The organism is Cupriavidus sp. H18C1, assembly GCF_049311595.1.
In the GTDB taxonomy this organism is placed as follows: Bacteria; Pseudomonadota; Gammaproteobacteria; order Burkholderiales; family Burkholderiaceae; genus Cupriavidus; species Cupriavidus cauae.
This window is the reverse complement of the sequence record NZ_CP186009.1, coordinates 1,879,574-1,904,815: the sequence shown is the minus strand read 5'-3', so window position 1 is coordinate 1,904,815 and position 25,242 is coordinate 1,879,574. Positions and strand designations below refer to the sequence as shown.

The following is a 25,242-nucleotide window of genomic DNA, read 5'->3' as shown; positions in this document are numbered from 1 at the left end:
GCGGGCTGTCGTGGGCCGTCGTGCCCGGTCGCGGCCCGTCCTCAGGCGGCGGCCGGCGCGCGGCGGCGCGAGGCGTCGGACAGCGACAGCAGATAGACCAGCAGGCCGCCCGCCGCCAGCAGCAGGCCGACCCAGCCGGTCGATTGCCAGCCCAGGCCGGCCGCGATGGTCACGCCGCCGAGCCAGGCGCCCAGCGCGTTGGCCATGTTGAAGGCCGAGTGATTGAGCGCCGCGGCCAGCGTCTGCGCATCGCCGGCGACGTCCATCAGGCGGATCTGCAGGGCAGGCCCGAGCGCGACCACGGTGCCGATCAGCAGCACATTGGCCGACGCCAGCCACGCGTGCGGCGCCGTCAGCACGAAGGCGCCCAGCACCGCCGCGGACCAGACCAGCACGCCGCCGATCGTCGGCATCAGCGCCTTGTCGGCCAGCTTCGAGCCGGCCAGATTGCCGATCACCATGCCGACGCCGAACAGCGCCAGCACGAAGGGGATGCCGCTGGCGGACATGTGCGCCAGCTCGATCATCGTCGGCTTGATATAGCTGAACACGGCGAACATGCCGCCGAAGCCGATCGCGCCGATGCCCAGCGTCAGCCAGACCTGCTTGCGGCCCAGCGCCGACAGCTCGCGCAGCGGACTGGCGTGGCGGTCGGCGGGCACGAAGGGCACCCAGCGCCAGACCAGCAGCACCGTCAGCGCGCCGATCAGGCCGACCAGCGCGAAGGCCGAGCGCCAGCCCAGCCATTGGCCGATGGCCGCGGCGATCGGCACCCCGACCAGCGTGGCGACGGTCAGGCCCAGCATCACCATGCCGACTGCCTGCGCGCGGCGCTCGCGCGCGACCAGGCTGGCGGCGACCAGCGCCGCCACGCCGAAGTAGGTGCCATGCGGAAAGCCGGTCAGCAGCCGCGCGACGATCATCGAGCCGTAGCCGGGCGCCAGCGCGCTGGCGAAGTTGCCGATCGCGAAGACCGCCATCAGCGCCAGCAGCAGCGTGCGGCGCGGCAACCGCGCGCCGAGCACCGCCAGCAGCGGGGCGCCGATCACCACGCCGAGCGCGTAGGCGCTGATCAGGTGGCCGGCGGCCGGGATCGTGATGGCGAGGTCGCTGGCGGCGTCGGGCAGCAGGCCCATGATGACGAATTCGCCGGTGCCGATGGCGAAGCCGCCGACGCCCAGCGCCAGCAGCGCGAGCCGCCCGGCGCGGCGCTCCGCCTTGCTGCTGGCGGGAGAAGCGGCTGGGGGAAGAGGCGGGAGCGTCGTGTGAAAAGGAGTCGATCGGATCGTATGGGCTACCGTCAGGGGCGGACATGAGGAGATGACTGCAAGAGATCGCGCGGACGCGTGTTGTTTGGGTCTTGTGATGCACCGGAGCGCGGGCTCTGCGGCCCGCTGACACGCTCGGTCGCGATCGAAGCGATCCGGGCGGCCGGTTTCGCCGTTATTGTGAAGCAAAACGCGCGACCGTGCTGCGACGCAGCATGACGGCGCCGGCACCAGGACGGACCCCTTGGGGCATCTGAGCGGCCGCCTGGGCGGTCCTCCGAGGGTTCTCGGAAGGCTCTCGGAAGGCTCTCGGAAGGCTCTCGGAAGGCTCTCGGAAGGCTCTCGGAAGGCTCTCGGAGGGGCTCTCGGAGGGGGCTCTCGGAGGGCCCCCTAGTCGGGCTGCCGCCGCCACAGCGCCCGTATGCCCAGGGAGATCCCGACGGCGAGCAGACCGGCGCCGATCAGGCCGGCCTGGGTGGCGCGCGAGCCCCCGTTGCGGTTCCGCCAGCCGCCGTCCACCGCCATATAGCCCTCGGTCGGATCGAACAGATTGCCGTCGGTGCGCGGCGCCGGATCGGCGCGGTCCATGTAGCGCTGCGCCAGTTGCTGGGAAAAGCGGCGAGTCAGGCCTGGAGTGACGAAGTTGCCGAGGCGGGACAGCCACGCCACGCTGCCGATGGTGGTCGCCTGACGTTGCGGCCGCGCGGCCGCCCGCACGATGGCCCGGGCGATGGTGCGGGGATCGACCAGCGGCCGGGGCGGGCGGATCGCCTTGCCGGTGTAGTTGGCACAATGCCGGAAGGCCGGCGTATCGGCCACCGCCGGAAAGATGTCGCAGACGTGGATGCCGGGGAAGGGCAGCAGTTCGGCGCGCAGCGCCTCGCTGAAGCCGCGCAGGCCATATTTGCTGGCGGTGTAGGACACGCCATAAGCCGACGGCGACCACGCATTCATCGACAGCACATTGATCAGCGTGCCGTGTCCCTCGCGCTTGAAGTACGGCAGCACCGCGTGCGCGCCGTACAGGTAGGCGATCAGGTTGGTCCGCAGTACCCGCTCGTGGGCGTGCACCGGCGTCTGTTCCAGCAGGCCGACCGTGCCGACGCCGGCATTGTTGATCCAGACGTCGATGCGGCCGTCGCCGCTGTCGGCCGCGAGCCGGGCCAGCGCCGCGACGGCTTCCGCGTCGCCGACATCGGTCGGAACCGTCAGCGTATCGGCGCCGTGCGCCGCGCAGACATGGGCCACTTCGCGCAGCGCCGCTTCGCCGCGCGCCGCGAGAACGAGGCGCACGCCTCTGCGGGCGAAGGCTTCGGCGGTGGCCCGTCCGATGCCGCTGGACGCGCCGGTGATGACGATGGTGACGGGACGGGACGGACGCATGGTCACTCCTTCGCGGATCGGCAATCGTGCGGGGTGACGATGCAAACGGCATGCCACGGCGACATCCTCTGCCGAACCTGTTATCCGCCGAGCGTGTCATCCGGCGAGTGTGTCGGACGCTGAGCCCGTCCCGCCGTGCCTGTTCGCCGCGGTGCCTGTCCGCGCCCGTGCCGCGCTGCTACGCCGGCCCCATCTCCAGGCTGGCGAACAGATCCGCCAGCGTCGGCACGGAGCGCGCCGGCCAGATCGCCGACAGGTCGAAGGTCGGCAGCCCGTTGCCGTCGCGGACCTCGCAAAAGCGCACGCCGCGGAAGTTCAGCGAACGGATCCAGCTGGGCAACAGCGCCACGCCGCAGCCGCCCGCGACACAGGCCAGCACGGTCAGCGTCCGGTTGGCCTCCTGCGCGACGTGCGCCTCGTGGCCGGCCTTGCGCATCGCATCAAGGATGCCGGCATAGAACGCCGGCAGCTGGGCCTGCGGATACAGCACCAGGCCGGCGTCGGCGATCTGCGCGAGCGACACCTTGCCGTCCGGTCCAGGCTCGAGCTCGTCGGGAATCGCGGCAACCAGCCGGTCGCGCAGCAGCGGGCGCTCCCGCATGCGGCCGCCGACCGCCACCGGCGTATGCATCAGGCCGAGGTCGATGGCGCCGGTACGCAGCGCCTCGGCCTGCTCGGCATTGCTCATCTCGCGCAGGATCACGCGCACGCCGGGGGCGCGCCGACGCAACTCGCGCAGCGCGCGCGGCAGCGTATCGAACAGCGCGGAGGACACCAGGCCGATGGTCAATTGCCCCGCGCTGCCGCGGCCGATCTCTTGCGCGCGCCGGGCCGCCGCGTCGATGCGCTCGACGCTGGTGCGCACATCGTCGAGGATCGCCAGCGCCGCCGCGGTCGGCTGCGCGCCGCGGCGCGAGCGCTCGAACAGCCGGACCCCGAGGTCCTTCTCCATGCGGGCCAGTGCGGTGCTCAGCGCCGGCTGCGCGATGCCGAGCCAGTCTGCGGCGCGGCTGACGCTGCCTTGGTCGATCACGGCGAGGAAGTAGCGCAGGTGGCGGGTTTCCATATCGAAACGGTATGAATAATCAGATTCTGGATAATGGAAAACTATACCCGCGCTCCCTAGAATCCGTCCGAACTATCGTTTGTCCGTTCAGCCGTTTTCCATCCGGAGCCGCGCCTTGTCCCAGTCTTCGCCATCCGCGCCGCCGTTTGCCCCGCCATCCGCGCCACCATCCGCGCCACCCGCCGTCGACTCGCATGCCCATGTGTTCGAGCACGGCCTGGCGCTGGCCGCGGTCCGGCGCTACCGGCCGGACCACGACGCGCTGCTGGGCCACTACCTGGCGCAGCTCGACGCGCATGGCCTGACCCATGGCGTGCTGGTCCAGCCGAGCTTCCTCGGCACCGACAACCGCTACCTGCTGGCCGCGCTGCGTGCGGAGCCGGCCAGGCTGCGCGGCGTGGCGGTGGTGGACCCGTCCATCGACGACGCGGAGATCGACGCCATGGCCGCCGCCGGCGTGGTGGGCATCCGGCTGAACCTGATCGGCCTGCCGGCGCCCGACCTCGGCGCGGCGCCGTGGCGCGGCCTGCTCGAGCGCATCCATGCCCGCGGCTGGCACGTCGAACTGCATCTGCCCGCGGCGCGGCTGCGAGAAGTCATGCCGGCGCTGCTGGCGGCCCGCTGCCGCATCGTCGTCGATCATTTCGGCCGGCCCGATCCCGCGCTCGGCGCGGCGGACCCCGGCTTCGACGCTCTGCTGCGCCACGCCGACAGCGGTCGGGTCTGGGTCAAGCTGTCCGGCGCCTATCGCAACTGGCCCGATGCGCAATGCGCGCAGGCGGGGCGGCTTGCCGCGCAGCGGCTGCTGGAGACCTTCACCGCCAGGCGCCTGCTGTGGGGCAGCGACTGGCCTCATACCCAACATCCACACGTGTCCTACGGCCCCACCCGGCAATGGCTCGACGACTGGATCGACGATGCCGCGCAGCGCCGGCAATTGCTCGGCGATACCGCGCTGAACCTATTCCAATTCCAATTCCAAGGAGACTTCGCATGATGCTGCCTGCCCTGTTCCACACGCTGTCGCGCCGTGCCGGCGCCTGTCTGTTCGCCGCCTCGGCGGTGCTGCTGGCCGGTGTCGCCGCGCCCGTCGCCGCGGCCTATCCCGAGCGGCCGGTGACGCTGGTCGTCACCTATCCGCCCGGCGGCACAGTCGACGTGGTCGCGCGCTTGCTGGCACCGAAGCTGTCGAGCCTGCTCGGCCAGCCGGTGGTGATCGACAACCGCGGCGGCGCGGGCGGCATGATCGGCGGTGCCTATGTCGCGCGCGCCAAGCCCGACGGCTACACGCTGATGCTCGATGCCTCGAATCACGCGCAGAATCCGGCGCTGCACAGCCGCATGCAGTTCGACACGCTGAAGGATTTCGCGCCGGTGTCGCTGCTGCTGCGCGTGCCCAATGCGCTGGTCGTCACGCCCTCGTATCCGGTCAAGTCGGTGGCCGACCTGATCAAGCTCGGCCAGCCCAATGCCGGCAAGCCGGTCCACTTCGCCTCGGCGGGCAACGGCTCGGCGCAGCATCTGGCCGGCGAGCTGTTCAACCTGATGGCGAACACGCGACTGGAACACGTTGCCTACAAGGGCGGCGGTCCGGCGATGGTCGACGTGATGGCGGGCCAGGTGCCGGTGATGTTCGCCAGCATGGGTTCGGCGTGGCAGCACATCAAGAGCGGCAAGCTGCGTGCGGTCGCCGTCGGCGGCGCCAAGCGCTCGAAGGCCGCGCCCGACCTGCCGACCATCGCGGAGTCGGGCGTGCCGGGCTACGAGAGCTACGAGTGGAACGCGGTGTTCGCGCCGGCAGGCACACCGCCGGCGATCGTCGAGCAGGTGTCGCGCGCGCTGGCGCAGGTGCTGAAGGACCCCGTCGTGGCCGAGCAGCTTGCCGGCTTCGGCGCGGAGACCGTCGGCTCGACGCCGGCCGAGCTGGACGCCTTCCGCCGCGCCGAAATCGCCAAGTGGAAGAAGGTCGCGGCCCAGGCGAAGCTCAGCCTCGATTGACTTCCGCGGTCTCGCTCCGGCGGCATGCCGACCGGCATGCGCCGGCGGCGCGACGCGGCCGGTGACGGCAGCGCCGCAGATCAAAAATCCCCGGCACAAAAACGCGCACTCTCTGCGCGTGACAGTCGCAGAATAGACCGCCATGCAGGCGGGCCCACGCAGGCCTTCGACGAAAGGCCGCGGCACGGATCCGACGACGACGGTCCGCCGGCATGTCGTTCGAAACCGGGGGAGACTGTCATGCGCACAACCTGTTGTCAGCAAGCGGGGGTGCGTCCCCCCGCGTCCCTCGCCCACGCGGCGCGGCAAACCACTGGTGAGGCATTGCATCGGACTCGCGGCACTGGGCGCCATCGGCGCCCAGGCGCAGGTGCAGACGCCGATCGGCCCGGGCCTCATCACCAATTCCATCATTCTCGACGCGCAGGACGCGGTCGTGGCCGGCGGTACCACGATCGACGTGCCTGCCACGCCCGGCGCAGGCTGGGCGCTCGTTGCCAGGAACGGCAGCCGCGTGGTGTTCGATACCACGCAAGGGCCGATTCGCCTGTCGACGCGCACGGCGGCCGGGCAGGCCCTGCGCGTCGAGCAGAACGCGGTCGTCGAGACGCCGCCTGGCGCTGCGTCGTCGGGCGGTCTGTCGATCGGCACCAGCGCAAACGGCGAATTCGGCGTCGGCGTGTTTTCGGGCGGGAGCGTCGCCCTGTCCAGTGCGTCCATCGCGACCGCCGGCGGCGCGAGCGGCGATCTGCGTGCCCACGGCGTATTCGTTCAGGGCGCCGGCAGTACCGCGGCGCTGATCGACGGGGCCATCACCACGACCGGAGGCGGTAGCGGGGCGATGGCGATCGGAGGCGGCACGCTGTCGCTGACGCGCGTGCCCATCACGGTGCGCCAGGCCGCGGCCGCCGGCCGCTATGGCCTCAACGCGCAGACGGGTGCGGCGATCACGATGAACGGCGGATCGATCGTCACGGAAGGGCCCACCGGCATTGCGGTGCGCGCTTCGGGGATGGGTGGGCCCGGCGCGCGGATCGCGATCGCCGACGCGACGGTGGCGACCGCCGGCAGCAATGCGCACGGCGCCTTCGCCACCGACGGCGCGCGTATCGACGCCGTGCGCACGACGGCCGATATCCGCGGCGACAGTGCCGCCGGCTGGTTTGCCGCCCACACCGGCCAACTTGCCGCGACGGACAGCACCGTGACCACCGCCGGCATCGACGGCTACGGCGCCTATGCACGGGCAGGCGGCAACGTCGCGTTGCTGCGCGGCGCGGTGACGACAGGCGGCGAGCGCGCAGTCGGCCTGTTCGCCGGCGATGCCGGCACCACGCTCGACGCCACCGAGGTCGCCGTCTCGACCGCCGGCGCGGATGCGCCCGGCGCCGCCGTGTTTGGCGCCGGCACGTTGACGATCGCGCGTGGCAGCGTGCGCACCGCCGGCGATGGCAGTCACGGCCTGAGCGCGATCGGCGACGGATCGTCGGCGGCGCTCGACGGCACCGCGGTCGCCACGCAGGGCAGCGGCGCCCATGCCTTTGCGGTGTACCAGGGGGCGGCCGTCACCGCGACGGGGATCGCCGCGGAGGCAAGCGGCGCCGATGCGTCGGCCCTGTTCCTCACCGGTCTGTCGGGAACCCACTCGCGCGCCGACTTGATCGGCGGCAGTCGGCTGACCAGTGCTTCCGGTCCCGCCATCGCCGTGGCGGGCGGCACCGCGACAGTCGGGCTGGCGGATGCCACCGTCACCGGCGGCACGCTATGGCTGCGGGTCGGACCGAACGACGCCTTTACCGCCGCGGCGCGCCGCACGATGCAGCCGCCGGGCGAGCAGCGCGCGAACGAGGCGTCATCGAACCCGGTGGCAACGGAGCGCGACACCTCGATGGCGACCGGCACCACGATCGTCACCATCAGCCCCGAGCCGGGCTTCGGCACGATCGTCGCGGACAACAGCCGCATCACCGGCGCGGCATTGACGGAGCCGGGCAGCGTGTCCGATGTGACCCTGAGACGGAACACGCATTGGGACATGACCGGCAATTCCAACCTGACGCGACTGACCGTCGATGCGAGCCAGGTCGTATTCGCGCCGCCGGTGGCCGGCGCCTTCAAGACGCTGACCGTGCAGCAGTACACCGGGGTCGGCGGACTGATCGCGCTGAACACGCGGCTCGATGGCGACGGTTCGCCGTCGGACAAGCTGGTGGTGCAGGGCAGTGCGGGCGGGCGGTCGCGGTTGCGCATCGTCAACGCCGGTGGCGCGGGCGCTCTGACGAGCGCGAACGGTATCCAGGTGGTCGAGGCGACCAGCGGCGCCACCACCACGACCGACGCCTTCGCGCTCGATGGCCGCGTGGTGGCCGGCGCCTATGAGTACCGGCTGTTTCGCGGCAGCCTCGATCCCTCGTCGCCGCAGTCGTGGTATCTGCGTTCCGAGCGGGAACCCGCGCCGCCCGGGCCGCAGCCGCCGCGGCCGCTGTTCCGGCCCGAAGCGGCGGCGTACCTGGCCAATCGCCGCGTCGCCGGCGAGATGTTCGTGCACAGCCTGCACGACCGGCTCGGCGAGCCGCAGTTCGTCGAATCGCAGGGCTTCGCGCCGGCCAGTCAGCAGCCGCGGTCCGGGTGGCTGCGCATGGTCGGCAAGTGGGAGGGCAGCCACAGCCGTGACGGCAACTTCCAGGCTGATACCGATACCTTTCTGCTGCAGGGCGGCACCGAGCTGGCGAAGTGGGCGCTGTTCGGCACCGCGGACCGCGTCCATCTCGGCGTGATGGGCAGCTATCTGGCGGCGAGCACCGACGCCGAGGCCGCCGGCAATCCGGCTCGCGCGCGCGGCAAGGTCGACGGCTTCAGCGCCGGCGTCTATGGCACCTGGTACCAGAACGACGACAACAAGCTCGGCGCCTATGTCGATACCTGGTTCCAGTACGGCTGGTTCGACCAGCGGGTGGAGGGAGCGGGGCTGCCGCCGGTCAAGTACGACGCGCATGGACTCGCGGTGTCGGGCGAGGCCGGCTATGCGATCGCGCTGCGCGGCGGCTGGGTGATCGAGCCGCAGGCGCAGCTGATCTATGTCGACTATCGGCAGGACGACATCGCCGAGGCCAACGGCACACGGATCGCCGGCGGCGATGCGGACGGCCCCATCACGCGCCTTGGCGTGCGCCTGCATCGCACGTTCGTCCAGGGCGACACGCGCCGCATCCAGCCCTATCTGACGCTGAACTGGTGGCACGCCGACACCGACCGCCGCATGACCTTCGACCGGGTCACGGTCGGCGATCTGTATCCCGAGAACCGCTACGAGGCCAAGCTCGGCGTCAACGCGCAGCTCGACAAGCGCTGGACCGGCTGGGCCAACCTGGCGGGCGCGTGGGGCGAGCAGAGCTATCACCAGTACGTGGTCCGGGTGGGGGGTGAAATACACGTGGTGATGCAGCGTGGGTTTGCTCCTGTCGCCGCTGGCGATGACGTTCTCGTTCAGCGAAGGGGGATATGCCTCCTGCCGGGAAACGGCGCGCTATGATTTGCCCCCTGACGAGCCGTTAGCGGTGCCAAGGAGCAAGCCCACGATGCGGGACCTGGATTTGACCAGCCTGCGCCTGTTTGTCGCGGTCTGTGAGACGCGCAATATGGCGCGGGCCGGGGAGCAGCAGCATATCGTCGCGTCGGCGATCAGCAAGCGGCTGGCGCAGCTCGAGGATACGGTCGGCGCGCAGTTGCTCGAGCGGCGCCGGCGCGGCGTGATTCCGACTCCGGCCGGCGAGATTCTGCTCGAGCATGCACGGGCGATGCTGGCCGCGGCCGATCGCGTCGCGCGCGACATGGCGGACTACGGGTCGGGCATCAAGGGGCAGGTCCGGCTGCTCGCCACGGTGTCGTCGATGGCGGAATCGCTGCCCGACGATATCGCCGGCTTCCTGCAGCAGCCCGAGCATCGCGATATCCGCGTCTCCGTCGAGGAGGGCGTGAGCCGCGAGGTGGTGCGCGCCGTGCGGGAAGGCTCGGCGCCGCTGGGCATCTGCTGGGATGCCGCCGATCTCGAAGGGCTCGCCACGCGCGCCTATCGCGCCGACCATCTGGCCGCGGTGGTGCCCGCCTCGCATCCGCTGGCCGACGCAAACGAATGCGCGTTCTCCGATACGCTGGACTTCGACCATATCGGCCTGCCGGCGCAGACCGCGGTGCACACCATGCTGGCGCGCCATGCGGCCATCGTCGGTCGGCCGGTGATCTATCGGGCCGTGGTGTCGACCTTCGACGCTTCGCTGCGTTGCGTGCGCGCCGGGCTCGGCCTGGCGATCATGCCGCGCGAGGTGGTCGAGCCGGTCGCCGGGAGCCTGGACGTGCGCGTGGTGCCGCTGACCGACGGCTGGGCGCATCGGCGCTTCGCGATCTGTTTCCGCGACGAGCAGAGCCTGTCGCCGGCCGCGCGCATGCTGGTGGCGCATCTCGAGCGGATGGCGGCGGACGACGGGCAAGACGCGCTGCAGCGCTGATCCGTTTTCGGAGACGGCCCACCAACAAGCGCAACGGCGGTCGGCAGCCAGGACCGGCGGCAAGGGGGGCGCCGCAAGAGCGCAGCCGCAACCGCCCGGCAACAACGCTCCGCATAAACCCGGCTTCCGCTGACCCGTACGATGGCTTAAGCAATGGCAGATGGCGCCGAAGCGGTCGGTTGGCCGACACTACGGCGATTTCGAGCCCTGGGTACGCAGGGCATTACATCCGGAGACATCGCCATGGCTGTTCGTATTGCGTCCACCCATTCCCTTCGACCGCTCGCTTCGCTGCGCCGCCTGACCGTCGCGGCGCTCGGCCTGTTCGCCGCAGCCGGCGTGCAGGCGGCCGACCCGTTCCCGCACAAGCCGATCGCGCTGGTGGTGCCGTTCTCCGCCGGCGGTCCCACCGACGTGGTCGCGCGCAGTCTCGGCCAGGCCATGTCCAAGCACCTGGGCCAAAGCGTGGTGGTCGAGAACCGCACCGGGGCGGGCGGCACCATCGCGCCGGCCTATGTTGCCCGTGCCGAAGCCGACGGCTACACGCTGCTGATCCACCACAACGGCATGGCCACCGCGCCGGCGCTGTACCGCAAGCTGTCGTACGACCCGCTGAAGGACTTCGAGTACATCGGCCAGGTGGCCGACGTGCCGATGACGCTGCTGGGCAAGAAGGACCTGCCGCCCAACAACACTGCCGAACTGGTCCGCTACGTGCAGCAGAACGAGTCCAAGATCAATCTCGCCAACGCCGGCCTCGGCGCGGTGTCGCAGCTGTGCGGCCTGCTGTTCGAGCAGGCCACCAACGTCAAGCTGAACGTGATTCCGTTCCAGGGCACGGCGCCGGCGATGACGGCACTGCTGGGCGGCCAGGTCGACGTGCTGTGCGACCAGACCACCGCCACGCTACCGCAGATCGCCGCCAACAAGGTCAAGCTGTACGGCGTCACCACGCCGCAGCGGATCCGCGCCCTGCCCAATGCGCCCACCTTGCAGGAAGGCGGGCTCAAGGGCTTCGAGATGAAGGTGTGGCACGGCGTGTACGCGCCGAAGGGCACGCCGGCGCCGGTGGTGGCGCGCCTGACCGCCGCGCTGCAGGCCGCGCTGAAGGACCCGGCGGTGGTCAAGCGCCTGGACGAGCTGGGCGCCGAGATCGTGCCGCCGGCCAAGCAGACGCCGGAAGGGCTGAAGACCTGGCTCAAGGCAGAAAGCGACAAGTGGCAGCCGATGCTGCGCAAGGCCGGCGCCTTCGCCGACTGAGCGGCCAGCACGGCCCAACGCCGCCCCATCGCCGCCCCATCGCCGCCCCCATCGTCGCCCCATCGGCCCAGCGCCGGCCATCCCCCAGGGCGCCGCCGGCTCAGTGCCGCGGCGCCTTGCCCGCCAGCGTTTCCCGGGCGGCGCCCAGGCGCTCGCCCATCGCCGCGCCGAGCGCCTGCAGCCCGCTCATCGGACGCACCATCACCTCGAAGTCGACAATCTTCCCTTCCTCGTCGAAGCGCAGCATGTCGATGCCCTTGAGCGCCTTGCCGTCGACCTCCGCGCTGAATTCCAGCACGACGCTGCTGCCGTCGGTGCTGGCGAAGGTGCGGTGATAGCGGAAGTTCTGGAACACCGTATTGACGGTCTTCAGCACCAGCTTGATCGCGTCGCGTCCCGGGTAGGGGGTATGCGCGACCGGCGAGCGGAACACGATCCGGTCCGACAGCAACGGGTCCAGTTCCTCCATCGCATTGCGTTCCAGCAACCGATGCCAGGTCGCCAGGGTGCGGCGGGCGGCGTCGGACAGGGGCTGGTCGTCGATTTCCATCAGGCTCTCCTCTTCGGGTCAGGGGGCACCGGTCGGCGCGGCGGCGGCCCCGGATCCGTATGCCCGGCGTCTCCACGCTATGCAACCAGTTGCAATGAGAATAGCAGTGCGCGTCACCGCATGCAACCAGTTGCATAGTAAGAATCCACCTCCGCCCGGAGCGCCCGCGCAACGCCATCTCCACGGGCTACCTGCGCGGATGGTCGCTCATCGAGTGTCGGACAGCGCTGGATAGCGAGGGGCATTGGACGTGCGCTACAGTGCCGCCCAATGGCCCGGTACCGGCCCAGTCGGCCCCCACGACGCGCCTTCCGTCCGCCATGCAACCATCACCACGCCCATGACCCCTCGCGCCGCGCCAGGCCGACAAGAAGCGCCATCGGAGGATGGCCGGCAACCCTTCGCGCTGTTTCGCGGCGACAGCGGCGCGGCCGCCCTCGAGGCGCTGCTCAACGCGCTGCCCCATCCGGTGCTGGTCAAGGACCGCGCGCATCGCTGGCTGCTGCTGAACGACCAGATGTGCGAACTGATGGGCCACAGCCGCGCGACCCTGCTCGGCCGGACCGATCACGATTTTCTGCCCAAGGAGCAGGCCGATGGCTATTGGGCGATCGACGATGCCGTGCTGGAAACCGGTGAGGAACGCCAGGTCGAGGAGACCTTGCCGGCGGCCGACGGCAGCACGCGCGTGCTGGCCACGCGCAAGCGCTGGGTCATGCTGACCGGACCCGACGGGGCGCCGATGCCGGTCGTGATCGCCTCGATCATCGACATCACCGATATCCGCCGGGCCGAGAGCGCGCTGCGCGAGAGCGAAGCGCACTACCGCCATTCGGTCGAACTCAATCCGCAGGTGCAGTGGGCCGCCGACGCCCAGGGTCTGGTGTCCGAAGCCGGGCCGCGCTGGGAGGAGCTGACCGGCATGGCGGTGGAGCAGGGCATGGGGACGGGTTGGACCGGGCAGGTCCATCCCGACGATCTGGACGACACGCTGCGGCGCTGGCAGGCCAGCGTCGACAGCGGCGCGCCGTTCGACAAGGCCTTCCGGCTGCGCATGCGCGGCGGCGAATACCGCTGGTTCCGCTCGCGCGCCGCCGCCCGCCGCGACAGCGAGGGCCGCGTGGTGCGCTGGTACGGCACGCTCGAGGACATCGACGATCGCATGCGCGCGGAGGCGGCGCTGCGCGAGAGCGAACGATTCAGCCGCAGCATCCTCGAAAGCAGTCCGAACTGCATCTGCGTGCTGGATCTGGAAGGACGCGTGCTGTACGCCAACGCGACCACCTACCGCCTCCTCGAGATCGATGCCGACGAACCGGTGCTCGGCAAGCGCTGGATCGACATGGTTCCGCCAGCCTGCCGTGCGAAAGCCGGCGAAGCGCTGGACGCCGCGCGCGCGGGCGGCATCGGGCGCTTCACGATCCGCCGCCATACCCGCAGCGGCGCCGTCCAGTGGCTCGATACGGTGACGGCGTCGATTCCCGGCGAGCAGGGCCGGCCGGCGCGCCTGCTGGCGATCTCGCTCGACGCCACCGAGGCGCGCGAGGCTCGCGAGGCCGCCGACCGCGCGCAAGGCGAGGCGCAGCAGCTGGCGCAGCGGCTGTCCGCGGTGCTGGAGAGCACCATGGACAGCGTGATCGTGATCGATCGCGACTGGCGCCTGACCTACTTCAACGGCAACGCCGCGCGCGCCTTGCAGGAGCGCGCACCCGCCATCGGCCGCAGCCTGTGGGACATGTTTCCCGAGGAAGCTGACGGCGTGTTCGCGCGGCAATACCGGCGCGCCCTCGTCGAGCAGGTGCCGGTGGCCTTCGAGGAATACCTGCCGCCGCTGGCGATCTGGCTCGAGGTGCACGCCTATCCGACGCCCGAGGGCCTGTCGATCTTCTTCCGCAACATCACCGAACGGCGCCGTGCCGAACAGGAGCGCCTGGCCGCGCAACAGCACCTGGCGTATCTGAGCCGGCACGATGCGCTGACCGGTACGCCGAACCGCGTCGCCTTGCGCGAGCATCTGGAGCTGCTGCTGCGCGAGCGCAGCCGCACCGCCCTGCATTGCCTCGATCTGAGCGGCTTCAAGGGCGTCAACGAAACCTTCGGCCATGCGGTCGGGGATGCCGTGCTGCGCCAGGTCGCCGACCGGCTGCGCGGCTGCCTGACCGAGGCCGATACCGTCGCGCGGCTGGGCAGCGACGAATTCGTGGTGGTGCAGACGCCCGTGGCCGATGGCGAGCAGGCGGCCGCGCTGGCACACCGCATCCAGGCGTGCCTGTCCGAGCCGTTCCATGTCGAAGGGCATGCCGTCACGATCGGCGCGAGCGTCGGCATTGCGCTCGCGCCGGAACACGGCGACCGGCCAGACGACCTGCTGCGCGCCGCCGATATCGCGCTCGACCACGCCAAGCGCGAGGGCGCCGGCAGCGTGCTGCCCTTCCACGCCGACATGGATGCGCAGCTGCGCGCCCGCGTGGCGATCAAGCGCGACCTGCACCAGGCGCTGGCCGACGGACAGTTGCTGCTGCACTACCAGCCGGTGTACGACCTGCGTTCGGGACAGATCCGCTGCTTCGAGGCGTTGCTGCGCTGGCAGCATCCCGACCGCGGCATGATTTCGCCGGCCGAGTTCGTGCCGATGGCGGAGGAAAGCGGCCTGATCGTGCCGATTGGCGCGTGGGTGTTGCGCGAGGCGAGCCGGCAGGCGGCGGCATGGCCGGCGGCGGTGTCGGTGGCCGTCAATCTGTCGCCGCTGCAGTTCCGCGATCCGGCGCTGGTCGATACGGTGCGGCACGCGCTGGGCGAGGCAGGACTATCCCCCCAACGGCTGCAGCTGGAGATCACCGAATCGGTGCTGCTGCAGGAGAGCCAGTCGAACCTGTCGACGCTGCAGGCGCTGCGCGATGTCGGCGTGCGCATCGCGATGGACGACTTCGGCACCGGCTATTCGTCGCTGGGCTATCTGCGCAGTTTTGCCTTCGACAAGATCAAGCTCGATCGCTCCTTCGTCACCGATCTGCATGGCGGCAACGAGGGACGCGCGATCCTGCACGCGGTGGCGAGCCTCGGCGCGGCGTTCAAGCTCGTCACCACCGCCGAGGGCATCGAGACCGCTAGCCAGCTCGCGGCGGTGCGCGAGGAGGGCTATGACGAGGGGCAGGGCTACCTGTTCAGCCCGCCGGTGCCGGCGGCGCAGGCCGCCCGCCTGCTTGAGCGCGGCGCCAGCGAGCATATCGCCGGGCGCGCGGCTTCGTAGGTTGAGGGCCTCACGCCAGCGCCTGCTTGCCCGCCGCGATCAGGATCGCATCGTCCTGCGGCGTATGCACGCGGCTGCAGAGCACGTCGCGATAGTGGCGCTCCAGCGGATTGTTGCGGCTCAAACCGTGATTGCCGGCCAGTTGCAGCGCGAGCTCGACCGCGCGGATTGCGTTGCCCGTCACGGTGAATTTCAGCAGGCCGCTGTCGCCGAATGACGGCGGCCGGCCGGCATCGACGCGCGCGGTCGCGTCGTCGAGCAGCGCCCGGTTTGCCTGCAGCAGCGCGGCGATTTCCCCGATGATCTGCTGCACGCGAGGCAGGGTTGCCAACGGCGCGCCCAGGCTTGCCGGCACACGGTTGCGCACGAAATCGCGAATCCAGTCGAAGCCGGCGCGCGCCACCGCATCGTAGAGGCCGCCGAGCAGCACCACCATCCATGCCTGCTGATCGGCATTGGCGTCGGTATCGGCCTGGCTGGCGCCCGCCGGCGCCCATTGCTCGGGCAGGCGGATGTCGACCGCGTATTCCGGCGGAATCCACACATCGTCCAGCACCGTCTCGTGGCTGCCCGACGCGCGCAGCCCGAGGTGATTCCAGTTCTCGATCACGCGAATGCCGCGTGCCGGATCGGCCGGACCCGGCACCAGGAACACGCCGACGCGCGGCTGCGGCTCGTCGGTGCGCGCCCAGACCGCGAGCCAGCGCAGGGCCGGGATGCCGGTGCAATAGAGCTTGCGGCCGTGCAGCCGCCAGCCGTCGGCGGTGCGCGTCGCCACCGTGCCCGGCAGTCCGCCACGCGAAGGGGAGCCCAGCTCGGGCTCGACGCGCAACGCGTTGATCAGCCCGCCCTCGGACACCGCGCTGTCGAACACCTGTTGCGCGACCGCCGGCGGCCAACGCCGGTCGTCGCGCGCGATGGCGCGGTGCTGCAGATAGGTCATCGTCAGCACCAGCGCGGTGGCGGCATCGCCGGCGGCCACCGCCGCGACGATGCGGCGCGCCTGCGCGAGGTTCGCGCCGCCGCCGCCATGGGCTTGCGGCACGACCTGCGCGATCAGGCCATGGCGATGCAGCAGCGCGAAGTTCTCGTGCGCGAAGCTGCCGTCGGCATCGTGCCGCGCGGCGTTGGCGGAGAAGGCGGCACCCAAGATATCCAGCGTTTCATCGAGGCGCGGCTCGCTGCTGGGCAGCCGGCGCAAGGCGGAGGAAGGCATGGCGGTCATTCCCTGTGCGGATTCGGATCGGCGCCTAGCGTAACGCCGCGATGCCGCTTCGATGAACGATGCAAATCGAATATGGAGTGTCGTTTTTATTCGTTCGGCCGCGCGCGGGTTTGCCTTACGTTTGTCGCCAGATTCCGCCGCCGTGGTTGCAGCGGGCGACACAGGAGAACCCATGAGCGTCGACATCATCGGCATGATCCAGAGCCAGAAGCAGTCCGAGATTCATCCACCCAGCGGGCCCGTCGTCGATCGCGACTATGTGCGTGCCTTCGCGCAGGCGCATGAGCAGGCCGGCTTCGACCGCATCCTGGTGCCGCACCATTCCACCGGGCCGTCGGCCACGCTGACGATCTCGTACGCGGCCGCGGTGACCGAGCGGATCCACTTCATGCTGGCGCATCGGCCCGGCTTCACCGCGCCGACGCTGGCCGCGCGGCAGATCGCGACGCTCGACCAGTTCAGCGGCGGCCGGCTTGGCGTGCATGTGATCTCCGGCGGCTCGGACGACGAGCAGAGGCGCGACGGCGACTATCTGGACCACGACGAGCGCTATGCGCGCACCGACGAATACCTCGGCATCCTGCGCCGCATCTGGACCGAAGACGCGCCCTTCGATCACGAGGGCCGCTACTACCGCTTCCAGCGCGGCTTCTCCGAGGTCAAGCCGGCGCAGCGGCCGCATGTGCCGATCTACTTCGGCGGGGCTTCGGCGCCGGCGATCGAAGTCGCCGGCAAGCACGCCGACGTCTATGCGCTGTGGGGCGAATCGCTGGAGCAGGTGCGCGAGCTGACCACGCGGGTCATGGCGGAGGCGGCGAAGCACGGCCGCGAGATCCGCTTCTCGGTGTCGTTCCGCCCCGTGCTGGCGGACACCGAGCAGAAGGCGTGGGAGCGTGCCGACCGCATTCTCGAACGCACCCGCGCGCTGCGCGTGCAGCAGGGCTACAGCCGCGGCGGGCCGCAGCAGAGCGAGGGCGCACGCCGCCTGCTGGCCGCCGCCGAACAGGGCGATCGCGTCGACACCCGGCTGTGGACCGCGATCGCGCGCGAGACCGGCGGCCGCTCCAATTCGACCGGGCTGGTCGGCACGCCCGAACAGGTCGCGCACGCGCTGCTCGACTACTACGACCTCGGCGTCACCACCTTCCTGATTCGCGGCTTCGATCCGCTGGACGATGCGATCGACTACGGCCGCGAGCTGATTCCGCGGCTGCGCGCGCTGGTGGCCGAACGCGACGCGCAGCGGGCGCTGGAACACGGACAGGCGCAACGGCAGGCGGCATGAGCCGGATTGCCGCGGCCGCCACGCGCCACGGGACATACCAAGCCAAGACCAGACCAAGACCAAACCAAGACGAAATCAGGAACACCTCGAACCACGGGAGCCGTATCACCATGAGCCAACTCGAATCCCCCGCCGATGCCACGCCCGCCGCCGGACGGCGCGCGACGTGCTGCGCCTGGCCGGCGCCGCGGCCATCGCCGCGCCGGCGCTGATGCTCGGCCGGCGCGCCTGGTCCGCGCCGCGCAAGCTGACCTTCGCGTGGAATCAGAACTCCTTCTGCCTGACGCCGATCGTGGTCGCGCAGGAAAAGGGCTTCTTCGAGAAGAACGGCCTGCAGGTCGATCTGATCAACTACAGCGGCTCCACCGACCAGCTGCTCGAATCGATCGCCACCGGCAAGGCCGATGCCGCGGTCGGCATGATCCACCGCTGGCTCAAGCCGTTGGAGGCGGGCTTCGACGTCAAGATCATCGGCAGCTCGCACGGCGGCTGCGTGCGGCTGGTCGGCGCGAAGGCGGCCGGCGTCACCAATCTGCAGGCGCTGAAGGGCAAGACCGTCGGCGTCAGCGATCTGGCCGCGCCGGGCAAGCACTTCTTCACGATCCTGCTGGCCAAGAACGGCATCGACCCGGACAAGGACGTGACCTGGCGCCAGTATCCGGCCGACCTGCTCGGCGTGGCGGTCGACAAGGGCGAGATCCAGGCGATTGCCGACGGCGATCCCAATCTCTATCTGCTGGAGAAGCGCACCAACGGCGCCTACGTCGAACTGGCGACCAACCTGAGCGGGGAGTATGCGCGCAAGGTCTGCTGCGTGGTCGGCGCGCGCGGCGAACTGGTGCGCAACGACCGTCCGGCCGCGTCGGCACTGGCGCGCGCGATCGTGCAGGCCACCGACTTCGTGCACGAAAACCCGAACGAGGCCGCCAGGGTGTTCGCCAAGTACTCGCCGAAGATCTCGCTGGACGATCTGCGCAAGCTCTACGCGACGCTGACCTATACCCATCATCCGACCGGCATCGACCTGCGCGACGAGATCGCGTTCTATGCCGACGATTTCCGCCGGATCGGCGTGATCAAGAAGACCACCGATCCGCAACGCCTGGCGCAGCATGTCTATGCCAATGTCCTGGGATAAATCATGAGTACGCATCAACCTGCGTTCGAGGCGGCGCCCGATGGCGGGCGGACGACACGCCGGTCGGCACACGCTTCGACCTCCGGCTCGCCCTCCGTCTCTCCCTCGGCGGTGTCGACGGCGGCAGCCAGCGCGGCCGCGCCGGCACAATGGCCCGTCGGTTACGTTGCCGCGCTGGCATGGGCGGGCTTCGGCCTGCTGACCTGGCGCTGGCCGAACCGCGTCGCGGGCTTCAGCGACTGGGCCTATACCGCCGAGCTCGGCGTCGCGGCGCTGGTCGTGGCGGCGGCGCTGGTGCTGTCCGCGGCGATCGGTTCCCGCGTGTGGGCGGGGCGCCGCGGCTGGGCGGCACTGCGCGGCGCCGGGCCGTGGCTGGTCGCGCTGCCGCTGGTGCTGGCCGGCTGGGAGTTCCTGACCGCCAAGACGGGAACCTTGCCGACGCCGTTCTTCGCGCCGCCGCAGGCGCTGATCGAGGTCTATCTCGACGACTGGCGCCGGCTCGGCGACAGCGCGCTGAACACGCTGAAGCTGCTCGGCTTGGGCGTCGCGCACGGCGCGGTGGTCGGCTTCCTCATTGGGGTATCGATCGGCTGGTCGCGGCGGATCGGCTATTGGGTGCATCCGGTGCTGCGCGTGCTCGGTCCCTTGCCGTCGACGGCCCTGCTGCCGCTGACCTTCTACTTCTTCCCGTCCAGCTATTCGGCCGCGGTGTTCCTGATCGCGCTGGCCACCGCGTTTCCGGTGGCGGTGCTGACATGGTCCGGCGTCGCCAGCGTCGACAAGCGCTACTACGACGTAGCGCGCACGATGGGGGCGTCGGGCTGGTTCCTGGTGCTGCGCGTGGCGATTCCGGCGGCCTTGCCGCAGGTCTTCGTCGGCCTGTTCATGGGACTGGGCGCGTCGTTCTCGGTGCTGGTCACCGCGGAGATGATGGGCGTCAAGTCCGGGCTCGGCTGGTACCTGACCTGGGCGCAGGGCTGGGCGTCGTACGTCAACATGTACGCGGCGCTGATCGTGATGGCGCTGCTGTTTTCCGGGGTGATCACGCTGCTGTTCGCGCTGCGCGACCGGGCACTGTCGTGGCAGAAGGGGACCGTCAAATGGTGAGCGCGGCGATTGCGGACAAGGCGGAGGCGACCGTGGTGCGGGGACCGGCAGGGTCGCATCGACAAAAGAACGACGGGACGGGTGGGGTCATCGAAGGGAACGGAGCCGGCGCGCGCATCGAGGTACGGCAGGTCAGCCACTGGTTCGGTGACGGCGGGACACGGCTGCAGGTGCTCGACCGGGTCGATCTGCAGGTCGAACCGGGGGAATTCGTCGCGCTGCTGGGGCCCAGCGGCTGCGGCAAGTCCACCTTGCTGCGGCTCGTCGCGGGTCTCGATGCGCCGGTGGAGGGGCGGATCCTGCAGGACGGCGCGACGATCGCCGAGCCGGACCCGTCGCGCATCGTCGTGTTCCAGGACCCGACGCTGTTTCCGTGGCGGCGCGTCTGGGACAACGTGGCGTTGGGCCTGCAGGCGCGCGGCCTGCTCGGCCGCGAACATCATCGCGTCGACGCCGCGCTCGAACGCGTGGGCCTGAAGGACTTCGCGCGCGCCTTTCCGCATCAGCTGTCCGGGGGGATGGCGCAGCGCGTGGCGCTGGCGCGTGCGCTGGTCAACGATCCGCGTCTGCTGGTCCTGGACGAGCCGCTTGGCAAGCTCGATTCGCTGACGCGGCTGGCGATGCAGAGCGAGCTGGTCGGGCTGTGGCAGCGCGCCGGATTCTCGGCCCTGCTGGTCACGCACGATGTCGAGGAGGCGTTGTTCCTGGCGCAGCGCGTGATCGTGTTCAGCGATCGGCCGGCGCGTATCCGTGCCGAGATCGAGGTCGATCTGCCGTATCCGCGCCATCGCGGCGATCCGCGGCTGACCGAGATGCGGCACGAGGCGCTGCGGCATCTTGGCCTGGACGCGAGCTGGTGATGGCGCAAGCGTTGCGGGAGTCGTTGGAGGGGGGCGTTGAAGGAGGCGTTGGCGCAAGCGTTGAAGGCAGCGTTGGTGGAAGCGTTCGGGGACGCCGCGGCGCGAACGGTCCGATGAACGGCGTGGTATTGCCGCCCTGGCTCGATACGCTGTTGGCCATCGTCGAGCAGGCGCAGTTCGGCCTGCTGCGGCTATGGCACTGGCTGGGGCTGACCGGCGACGCGCACGGACAGCCGGCCTGGCCCTGGGGCCATCGCATCGCCGGCGAAACGCTGCTGATCGATCTCGGCGTGGCGAGGCAACTGGCGTGGACAGGGATCGCCGTCGCGCTGTCGCTTGTGGCGATTGTGCTTGCGCTGCCATGGCGGCGCCGGCGCGTGCTGCTGCTGACGATCGCGGCCGCGAGCCTGCTGTTTGCACCCTGGCCTGCGCCGGCGCTGCTGTTCGTGCCGGCGGCGCCGACCAGCTTTCATGCGAGTCCGACCGGATTTTCTGTGGAAGCGATCGCCGTCGGCGCGCGAATCTATGGGCAGCATTGCGCGGCCTGCCACGGCGACGACGGTCGCGGCGAGGGGCCGTTGGCGGCGACGCTGCCGCGCTGGCCGCCGACGCTGGTCGGCCCCTTGCTCGGGCGGCGTGCCGATGGCGAGCTGTTCTGGCACATCGCCGATGGCATGCGCGATGACGATGGCCGCCTCGTCATGCCAGCCTTTGCCGGAGTATTGGGCGACGACGAGATCTGGGCGGTGCTCGACTACGCCAAGGCGCTCGCGGCGGGCGAGGGCGCGAAGTCGGCCGGCAGCTGGCCGATGGCCGTGCCGGTTCCCGATATGGCGATACGCTGCGGCGCCGATGCGTCGCGCCGGCTGGCGCGGTGGCGCGACGGCCAGCGGCTGCGGCTGGTGGCCTTCGAGGGTTCGCCCGATCGCATTCCGCTCGAGGATCCACGCTTTCTCACGCTGCTGGTGACGCCCGACGGCAGGCCGCCCGCTGCCGTGCCGCAGTTTCGCAGCGAGTGCACGGCGGTGTCGCCGCAGGCCTGGGATATCGTGGCGCGGCTCGCCGGTGTCGCGCCGGAGCGCCTTGCTGGTACCGAGCTGCTGGCCGATCGCGACGGCTGGCTGCGCGCACGCGGTACGCCGCAGCAGAAGGGCTGGTCCGATGCGGATCTGCTGTGCGAGTCGGGGCAGGCGGCGAAGCCGACGGCGGGCGACAAGCCGGCAACCGATGGGCTGACCGCGCTGCTGTTGCGGATGGACGCAGAGCCGGTGCGCTTCGTCAAGGGCGGGATCGTGCATTAGCGGAAGGCCCGGCAGCGAGGCGCGGCCGGGTGCTGCGGTGAGCGACGCTGTGCGGCGGTGAGCGGTGGCGCGCAGCGGCAGGCTCTACCGCTTCATCATCGCCACCAGCGTATCGACAAAGTCCAGCGCCAGCCGCGACAGCGGCTCGGTCTCGACATGGAAGATCTGCGCCGATGCCATGACGCGGGTCCTGATTGGCACCGCGACGATGTCGGGCCAGCTCTGGCCGAACACCGTCATCGCATCGACCAGCGCGATGCCGGCGCCGGCCTGCGCCAGCGCACGCGCGACGTGTGCCTGCTCCACCTGCACGCTGAAGTCAGGCTGGTCCGCCTCGCCGCCGAACATCTCGCGGATCAGCAGGCCGAACGGCACGTCGTCGCCGTAGCCGATCAGCGCCTCGCCGGCCAGTTCGGCCGGCCGCACGGCACTGCGCCCGGCAAGCCGATGGCCCTCGGGCACCAGCGCGACCAGCGGATTGCGCGCCAGCACGCGCGCCTCCAGATTCGGGTGCGTCAGCGGCATGGTCGATATGCCCAGCTCGGCCTGCCCCGACAGCAGCGCGCGCAGCATATTGGCCGGAATCTGCGTGCGCACCACGATGCGGACTTCCGGATGCGCCAGGCGGAAGCGCGCGATCGCGCGCGGCAGCACCGTCTGCCCCAGATTGGGGCTGCACGACACACGCAGGCTGCCGGTGCGGTTCGCCGCCAGGTCCTCGGCGATCTCGTTGACGCGCTCGATGCCCTCGTAGACCGAGTTGACCTCGGCCAGCATGCGGCGCGCTTCGGGCGTCGGATACAGCCTTCCCTTGGTGCGGCGAAACAGCGCGAAGCCCAGGCGCTGCTCGGTATGCGACAGCAGGCGGCTGATCGCCGGCTGCGAGACGTACAGCAGCTTGGCGGCTGCGCTGATGGAGCCCGTCAGCATCACCGCGCGAAAGACTTCGATCTGGCGCAGATTGATTTTCATCACATAACACGATGTTAAGCGTCACCGATATATAAGCATATGACAGTCATGGCCGCGCTCCCTACACTGATTTCGACGAATCCACGATTCGACGATCCACGACATCAGGAGACGGTATGAGCGACATCCATCTGACCTACCTCAACGGCAAGGACATCGCGCAGCTGGCGATGACCGACGCGGAGATCCTCGCCGCGGTCGAGCAGGGGCTGGTGGCGCAGGGCAATGGGCAGACCGTGATCGAGCCGCGCATGCACCTGATCCCGGACCCCGCCTTCAACGGGCACTTCAATGTGCTGCGCGGTTATGTCGCGCCGCTCGGGCTGGCGGGGGTCAAGATCGTCGGGGACTTCGTCGACAACTACAAGCAGGGCCTGCCGTCGGAAATGGCGCTGCTGAACCTGTTCGAACCGCGCACCGGCATGCCGGTCGCCGTGATCGACGCGACGTTCATCACCGATGCCCGCACCGGGGCGCTGACCGCGCTGGGCGCGCGTCATCTGGCGCGACGCGACAGCAAGGTGCTCGGCCATATCGGCGCGCGCGGGACCTCGTACTGGAATATCCGGCTGCTCGACAGCCTGTTCGACTTCGACGAGATCCGCGTGCACTCGCGCCGCCCCGAAAGCCGCAACGCGTTCGCCGCCAGGCTGGAGCGCGACCTGGGCAAGCCGATCGTCGTGACCGAGGACTGGGAGTCGTGCGTGCGCGGCGCCGATATCGTGGTCGAAGCCTCGCGGCTGGAACGGCCGACGCCGCTGCTGAAGACCGAATGGATCTCGCGCGGCGCCTTCGTCGTGCCCTACGGCACGATGAGCGCGGTCGAGCTGTCGCTGACCGACATCATGGACAAGCTGGTGGTCGACGACTGGAGCCAGTGCAAGGGCGGCATGTTCGGCTCGCTGCGTGCGCATGTCGAGGCCGGCAAGCTGTCGGAGCAGACGCTGTACGCCGAGCTCGGCGAGATCGTTGCCGGCCGCAAGCCCGGGCGGCAGAGCGACGACGAGACCAATCTGTTCTGGCATCGCGGCCTGTCGCTCAGCGATATCGCGCTCGGCCACGCGATCATGCAGAAGGCGCAGCGCATGGGCATCGGCCAAAGGCTGGTCTACGCATGATCGCCAATGCACGGATGTACTCGGTGTCGCCGCGGGCCGGCGCGGCCTGGCGGACGCTGCTGATGCGCGTGGCACAGCGCGCCGGCGTGGCACTGGATTATGTCGAGCACGATGCGCCGGCGCCGATCCGCGCGCTGTGGGAGCGCGACGATTGCGCCTGCGTGCTGATGTGCGGCTATCCGTTTGCGACGGCGCCGGTGCGCTACCGGCTGCTGGCGGCGCCGGTGCCCGACCTGCCGCGTTACGGCGGCCTGCCGCGCTATTTCAGCGAGTTCATCGTGCGCGCCGATTCGCCGTGCACCTCGCTGGCGCAGACCTTCGGCACGCGCCTTGCGTGCATGCTGCCGGAATCGAATTCCGGCTATAACGCGCCGCGCCGCTATCTGATGGAGTTCGGGCTGGTCGACGGGGCGTTGTATCTGCCGACCGAAGCGGCCACGCCGACCCCGCAGGACGTGATCGACGCCGTGATGGCAGGGAGGGCGGAGGTTGGCGTGGTCGACAGTTATGTGCTGGACCTGCTGCGTCTGCATGCGCCGGAGCGGATCGCCGCCGTGCGCACGCTGGCGGTGACGCAGTCCTCCCCGATTCCGCCGCTGGTCGCCTCCCCCGGCATCGACGAGGAGATCGCCTTGCGGCTGCGCGGGGCATTGCTGGACGCGCATCGCGATCCGGACTGTGCCGAAGCGCTCGTCATGCTGCGGCTGGCGCGCTTTGCCGCGGTGGAGCCGGGCGATTACCGGCGCCTGGTTCGATGGGCGCGCGAGGCGGACCGCGCGGGCGTGGCGCTGACCGCGGCGACACCCGTTGCGCAGGGACTTTCGCAGGCGCTGCCGCAACCGTCCTCGCAGCCGCTGTCGCAGTCGTCGTCGCAGCCGCAGCCGCAGCCGCAGCCGCTGTCGGAACCTTTATCGAAGCCCTGGTCGCACCCCTCCGATCCATTGGCCTGATCCACT

The 25,242-nt window shown here is 70.1% G+C and carries 19 protein-coding genes; 13 read left to right on the top strand and 6 right to left on the bottom strand.

Translation table 11 applies throughout. The features are described from left to right. Positions 1-41: 41 nt before the first annotated feature. The 3 genes from OJJOAM_RS24430 to OJJOAM_RS24420 form a co-directional block, all read right to left on the bottom strand. Positions 42-1,190 carry an MFS transporter gene (locus OJJOAM_RS24430; RefSeq protein WP_422651051.1) on the bottom strand — a complete coding sequence of 383 codons (1,149 nt, stop codon included), beginning with the start codon at positions 1,188-1,190 and terminating at the stop codon, positions 42-44. A gap of 468 nt (positions 1,191-1,658) precedes the next feature. After that, positions 1,659-2,651, bottom strand: a complete 993-nt coding sequence (locus OJJOAM_RS24425) for an SDR family oxidoreductase (protein ID WP_422650181.1) — start codon at positions 2,649-2,651, stop codon at positions 1,659-1,661. A gap of 178 nt (positions 2,652-2,829) precedes the next feature. Beyond that, positions 2,830-3,717 (bottom strand): LysR substrate-binding domain-containing protein, encoded by an 888-nt coding sequence (locus OJJOAM_RS24420; protein WP_422650180.1) that lies wholly within the window; start codon positions 3,715-3,717, stop codon positions 2,830-2,832. 115 nt (positions 3,718-3,832) lie between these two features. On the opposite strand from OJJOAM_RS24420, the gene OJJOAM_RS24415 reads away from it, so the two are divergent. The 5 genes from OJJOAM_RS24415 (at position 3,833) to OJJOAM_RS24395 (ending at position 11,480) form a co-directional block, all read left to right on the top strand. Next, positions 3,833-4,714 carry an amidohydrolase family protein gene (locus OJJOAM_RS24415; RefSeq protein ID WP_422650179.1) on the top strand — a complete coding sequence of 294 codons (882 nt, stop codon included), beginning with the start codon at positions 3,833-3,835 and terminating at the stop codon, positions 4,712-4,714. Next, positions 4,711-5,715, top strand: a complete 1,005-nt coding sequence (locus tag OJJOAM_RS24410) for a tripartite tricarboxylate transporter substrate binding protein (protein ID WP_422650178.1) — start codon at positions 4,711-4,713, stop codon at positions 5,713-5,715. Before OJJOAM_RS24415 ends, OJJOAM_RS24410 begins: the two co-directional genes overlap by 4 nt. Positions 5,716-6,031: 316 nt before the next feature. Continuing rightward, the gene (locus tag OJJOAM_RS24405) at positions 6,032-9,247 is read left to right on the top strand and encodes an autotransporter outer membrane beta-barrel domain-containing protein (RefSeq protein WP_422650177.1); all 3,216 of its coding nucleotides are present in this window, start codon (positions 6,032-6,034) and stop codon (positions 9,245-9,247) included. A gap of 46 nt (positions 9,248-9,293) precedes the next feature. After that, positions 9,294-10,220: a LysR substrate-binding domain-containing protein gene (locus tag OJJOAM_RS24400; protein WP_422650176.1), complete on the top strand. Its 927-nt coding sequence runs from the start codon at positions 9,294-9,296 to the stop codon at positions 10,218-10,220. Positions 10,221-10,463: 243 nt separating this feature from the next. After that, positions 10,464-11,480: a tripartite tricarboxylate transporter substrate-binding protein gene (locus OJJOAM_RS24395; RefSeq protein ID WP_422650175.1), complete on the top strand. Its 1,017-nt coding sequence runs from the start codon at positions 10,464-10,466 to the stop codon at positions 11,478-11,480. A gap of 100 nt (positions 11,481-11,580) precedes the next feature. Here OJJOAM_RS24395 and OJJOAM_RS24390 read toward each other — a convergent pair whose 3' ends face one another. Next, positions 11,581-12,030 (bottom strand): nuclear transport factor 2 family protein, encoded by a 450-nt coding sequence (locus OJJOAM_RS24390; RefSeq protein ID WP_422650174.1) that lies wholly within the window; start codon positions 12,028-12,030, stop codon positions 11,581-11,583. Positions 12,031-12,370: 340 nt separating this feature from the next. On the opposite strand from OJJOAM_RS24390, the gene OJJOAM_RS24385 reads away from it, so the two are divergent. Then, positions 12,371-15,280 carry an EAL domain-containing protein gene (locus tag OJJOAM_RS24385; RefSeq protein WP_422650173.1) on the top strand — a complete coding sequence of 970 codons (2,910 nt, stop codon included), beginning with the start codon at positions 12,371-12,373 and terminating at the stop codon, positions 15,278-15,280. A gap of 10 nt (positions 15,281-15,290) precedes the next feature. On the opposite strand, the gene OJJOAM_RS24380 is transcribed toward OJJOAM_RS24385, so the two are convergent. Continuing rightward, entirely contained in the window at positions 15,291-16,496 is a 1,206-nt protein-coding gene (locus OJJOAM_RS24380; RefSeq protein WP_422650172.1) for an acyl-CoA dehydrogenase family protein, read from the bottom strand. A gap of 181 nt (positions 16,497-16,677) precedes the next feature. Between OJJOAM_RS24380 and OJJOAM_RS24375 the strand changes: the two genes are divergently transcribed. The 5 genes from OJJOAM_RS24375 to OJJOAM_RS24355 all read left to right on the top strand — a co-directional run bounded on the left by OJJOAM_RS24375 (position 16,678) and on the right by OJJOAM_RS24355 (position 22,196). Next, a complete protein-coding gene (locus tag OJJOAM_RS24375; RefSeq protein ID WP_422650171.1) occupies positions 16,678-17,790 on the top strand; it encodes an LLM class flavin-dependent oxidoreductase in 1,113 nt (370 codons plus the stop codon). A 211-nt stretch (positions 17,791-18,001) separates the two neighbouring features. Beyond that, entirely contained in the window at positions 18,002-18,928 is a 927-nt protein-coding gene (locus tag OJJOAM_RS24370) for an ABC transporter substrate-binding protein (protein ID WP_422651050.1), read from the top strand. Positions 18,929-18,931: 3 nt separating this feature from the next. Beyond that, a complete protein-coding gene (locus OJJOAM_RS24365) occupies positions 18,932-20,035 on the top strand; it encodes an ABC transporter permease (RefSeq protein ID WP_422650170.1) in 1,104 nt (367 codons plus the stop codon). Further along, the gene (locus OJJOAM_RS24360) at positions 20,029-20,895 is read left to right on the top strand and encodes an ABC transporter ATP-binding protein (protein WP_422650169.1); all 867 of its coding nucleotides are present in this window, start codon (positions 20,029-20,031) and stop codon (positions 20,893-20,895) included. Before OJJOAM_RS24365 ends, OJJOAM_RS24360 begins: the two co-directional genes overlap by 7 nt. A 113-nt stretch (positions 20,896-21,008) precedes the next feature. Further along, the gene (locus OJJOAM_RS24355; RefSeq protein ID WP_422650168.1) at positions 21,009-22,196 is read left to right on the top strand and encodes a c-type cytochrome; all 1,188 of its coding nucleotides are present in this window, start codon (positions 21,009-21,011) and stop codon (positions 22,194-22,196) included. An 84-nt stretch (positions 22,197-22,280) separates the two neighbouring features. Here the strand turns inward: OJJOAM_RS24355 and OJJOAM_RS24350 are convergent, their stop codons facing one another. After that, on the bottom strand, positions 22,281-23,168 hold the full coding sequence (locus OJJOAM_RS24350; RefSeq protein ID WP_422650167.1) for a LysR family transcriptional regulator: 888 nt from the start codon (positions 23,166-23,168) through the stop codon (positions 22,281-22,283). 116 nt (positions 23,169-23,284) lie between these two features. Here OJJOAM_RS24350 and OJJOAM_RS24345 point away from each other — a divergent pair, with 116 nt between their 5' ends. Then, positions 23,285-24,286, top strand: coding sequence for an ornithine cyclodeaminase family protein (locus OJJOAM_RS24345; RefSeq protein ID WP_422650166.1), 1,002 nt, complete (start codon positions 23,285-23,287; stop codon positions 24,284-24,286). Next, positions 24,283-25,236, top strand: a complete 954-nt coding sequence (locus OJJOAM_RS24340) for a phosphate/phosphite/phosphonate ABC transporter substrate-binding protein (protein ID WP_422650165.1) — start codon at positions 24,283-24,285, stop codon at positions 25,234-25,236. Before OJJOAM_RS24345 ends, OJJOAM_RS24340 begins: the two co-directional genes overlap by 4 nt. Positions 25,237-25,242 lie beyond the last annotated feature (6 nt).

Coding starts and splice junctions, on each gene's coding strand:
- OJJOAM_RS24400 (WP_422650176.1), top strand. CDS start 9,294: ATGCGGGACCTGGATTTGACCAGCCTGCGCCTGTTTGTCGCGGTCTGT.
- OJJOAM_RS24365 (WP_422650170.1), top strand. CDS start 18,932: ATGAGTACGCATCAACCTGCGTTCGAGGCGGCGCCCGATGGCGGGCGG.
- OJJOAM_RS24410 (WP_422650178.1), top strand. CDS start 4,711: ATGATGCTGCCTGCCCTGTTCCACACGCTGTCGCGCCGTGCCGGCGCC.
- OJJOAM_RS24425 (WP_422650181.1), bottom strand. CDS start 2,651: ATGCGTCCGTCCCGTCCCGTCACCATCGTCATCACCGGCGCGTCCAGC.
- OJJOAM_RS24340 (WP_422650165.1), top strand. CDS start 24,283: ATGATCGCCAATGCACGGATGTACTCGGTGTCGCCGCGGGCCGGCGCG.
- OJJOAM_RS24345 (WP_422650166.1), top strand. CDS start 23,285: ATGAGCGACATCCATCTGACCTACCTCAACGGCAAGGACATCGCGCAG.
- OJJOAM_RS24395 (WP_422650175.1), top strand. CDS start 10,464: ATGGCTGTTCGTATTGCGTCCACCCATTCCCTTCGACCGCTCGCTTCG.
- OJJOAM_RS24380 (WP_422650172.1), bottom strand. CDS start 16,496: ATGCCTTCCTCCGCCTTGCGCCGGCTGCCCAGCAGCGAGCCGCGCCTC.
- OJJOAM_RS24350 (WP_422650167.1), bottom strand. CDS start 23,168: ATGAAAATCAATCTGCGCCAGATCGAAGTCTTTCGCGCGGTGATGCTG.
- OJJOAM_RS24355 (WP_422650168.1), top strand. CDS start 21,009: ATGAACGGCGTGGTATTGCCGCCCTGGCTCGATACGCTGTTGGCCATC.
- OJJOAM_RS24390 (WP_422650174.1), bottom strand. CDS start 12,030: ATGGAAATCGACGACCAGCCCCTGTCCGACGCCGCCCGCCGCACCCTG.
- OJJOAM_RS24360 (WP_422650169.1), top strand. CDS start 20,029: ATGGTGAGCGCGGCGATTGCGGACAAGGCGGAGGCGACCGTGGTGCGG.
- OJJOAM_RS24420 (WP_422650180.1), bottom strand. CDS start 3,717: ATGGAAACCCGCCACCTGCGCTACTTCCTCGCCGTGATCGACCAAGGC.
- OJJOAM_RS24375 (WP_422650171.1), top strand. CDS start 16,678: ATGAGCGTCGACATCATCGGCATGATCCAGAGCCAGAAGCAGTCCGAG.
- OJJOAM_RS24370 (WP_422651050.1), top strand. CDS start 18,002: ATGCTCGGCCGGCGCGCCTGGTCCGCGCCGCGCAAGCTGACCTTCGCG.
- OJJOAM_RS24385 (WP_422650173.1), top strand. CDS start 12,371: ATGACCCCTCGCGCCGCGCCAGGCCGACAAGAAGCGCCATCGGAGGAT.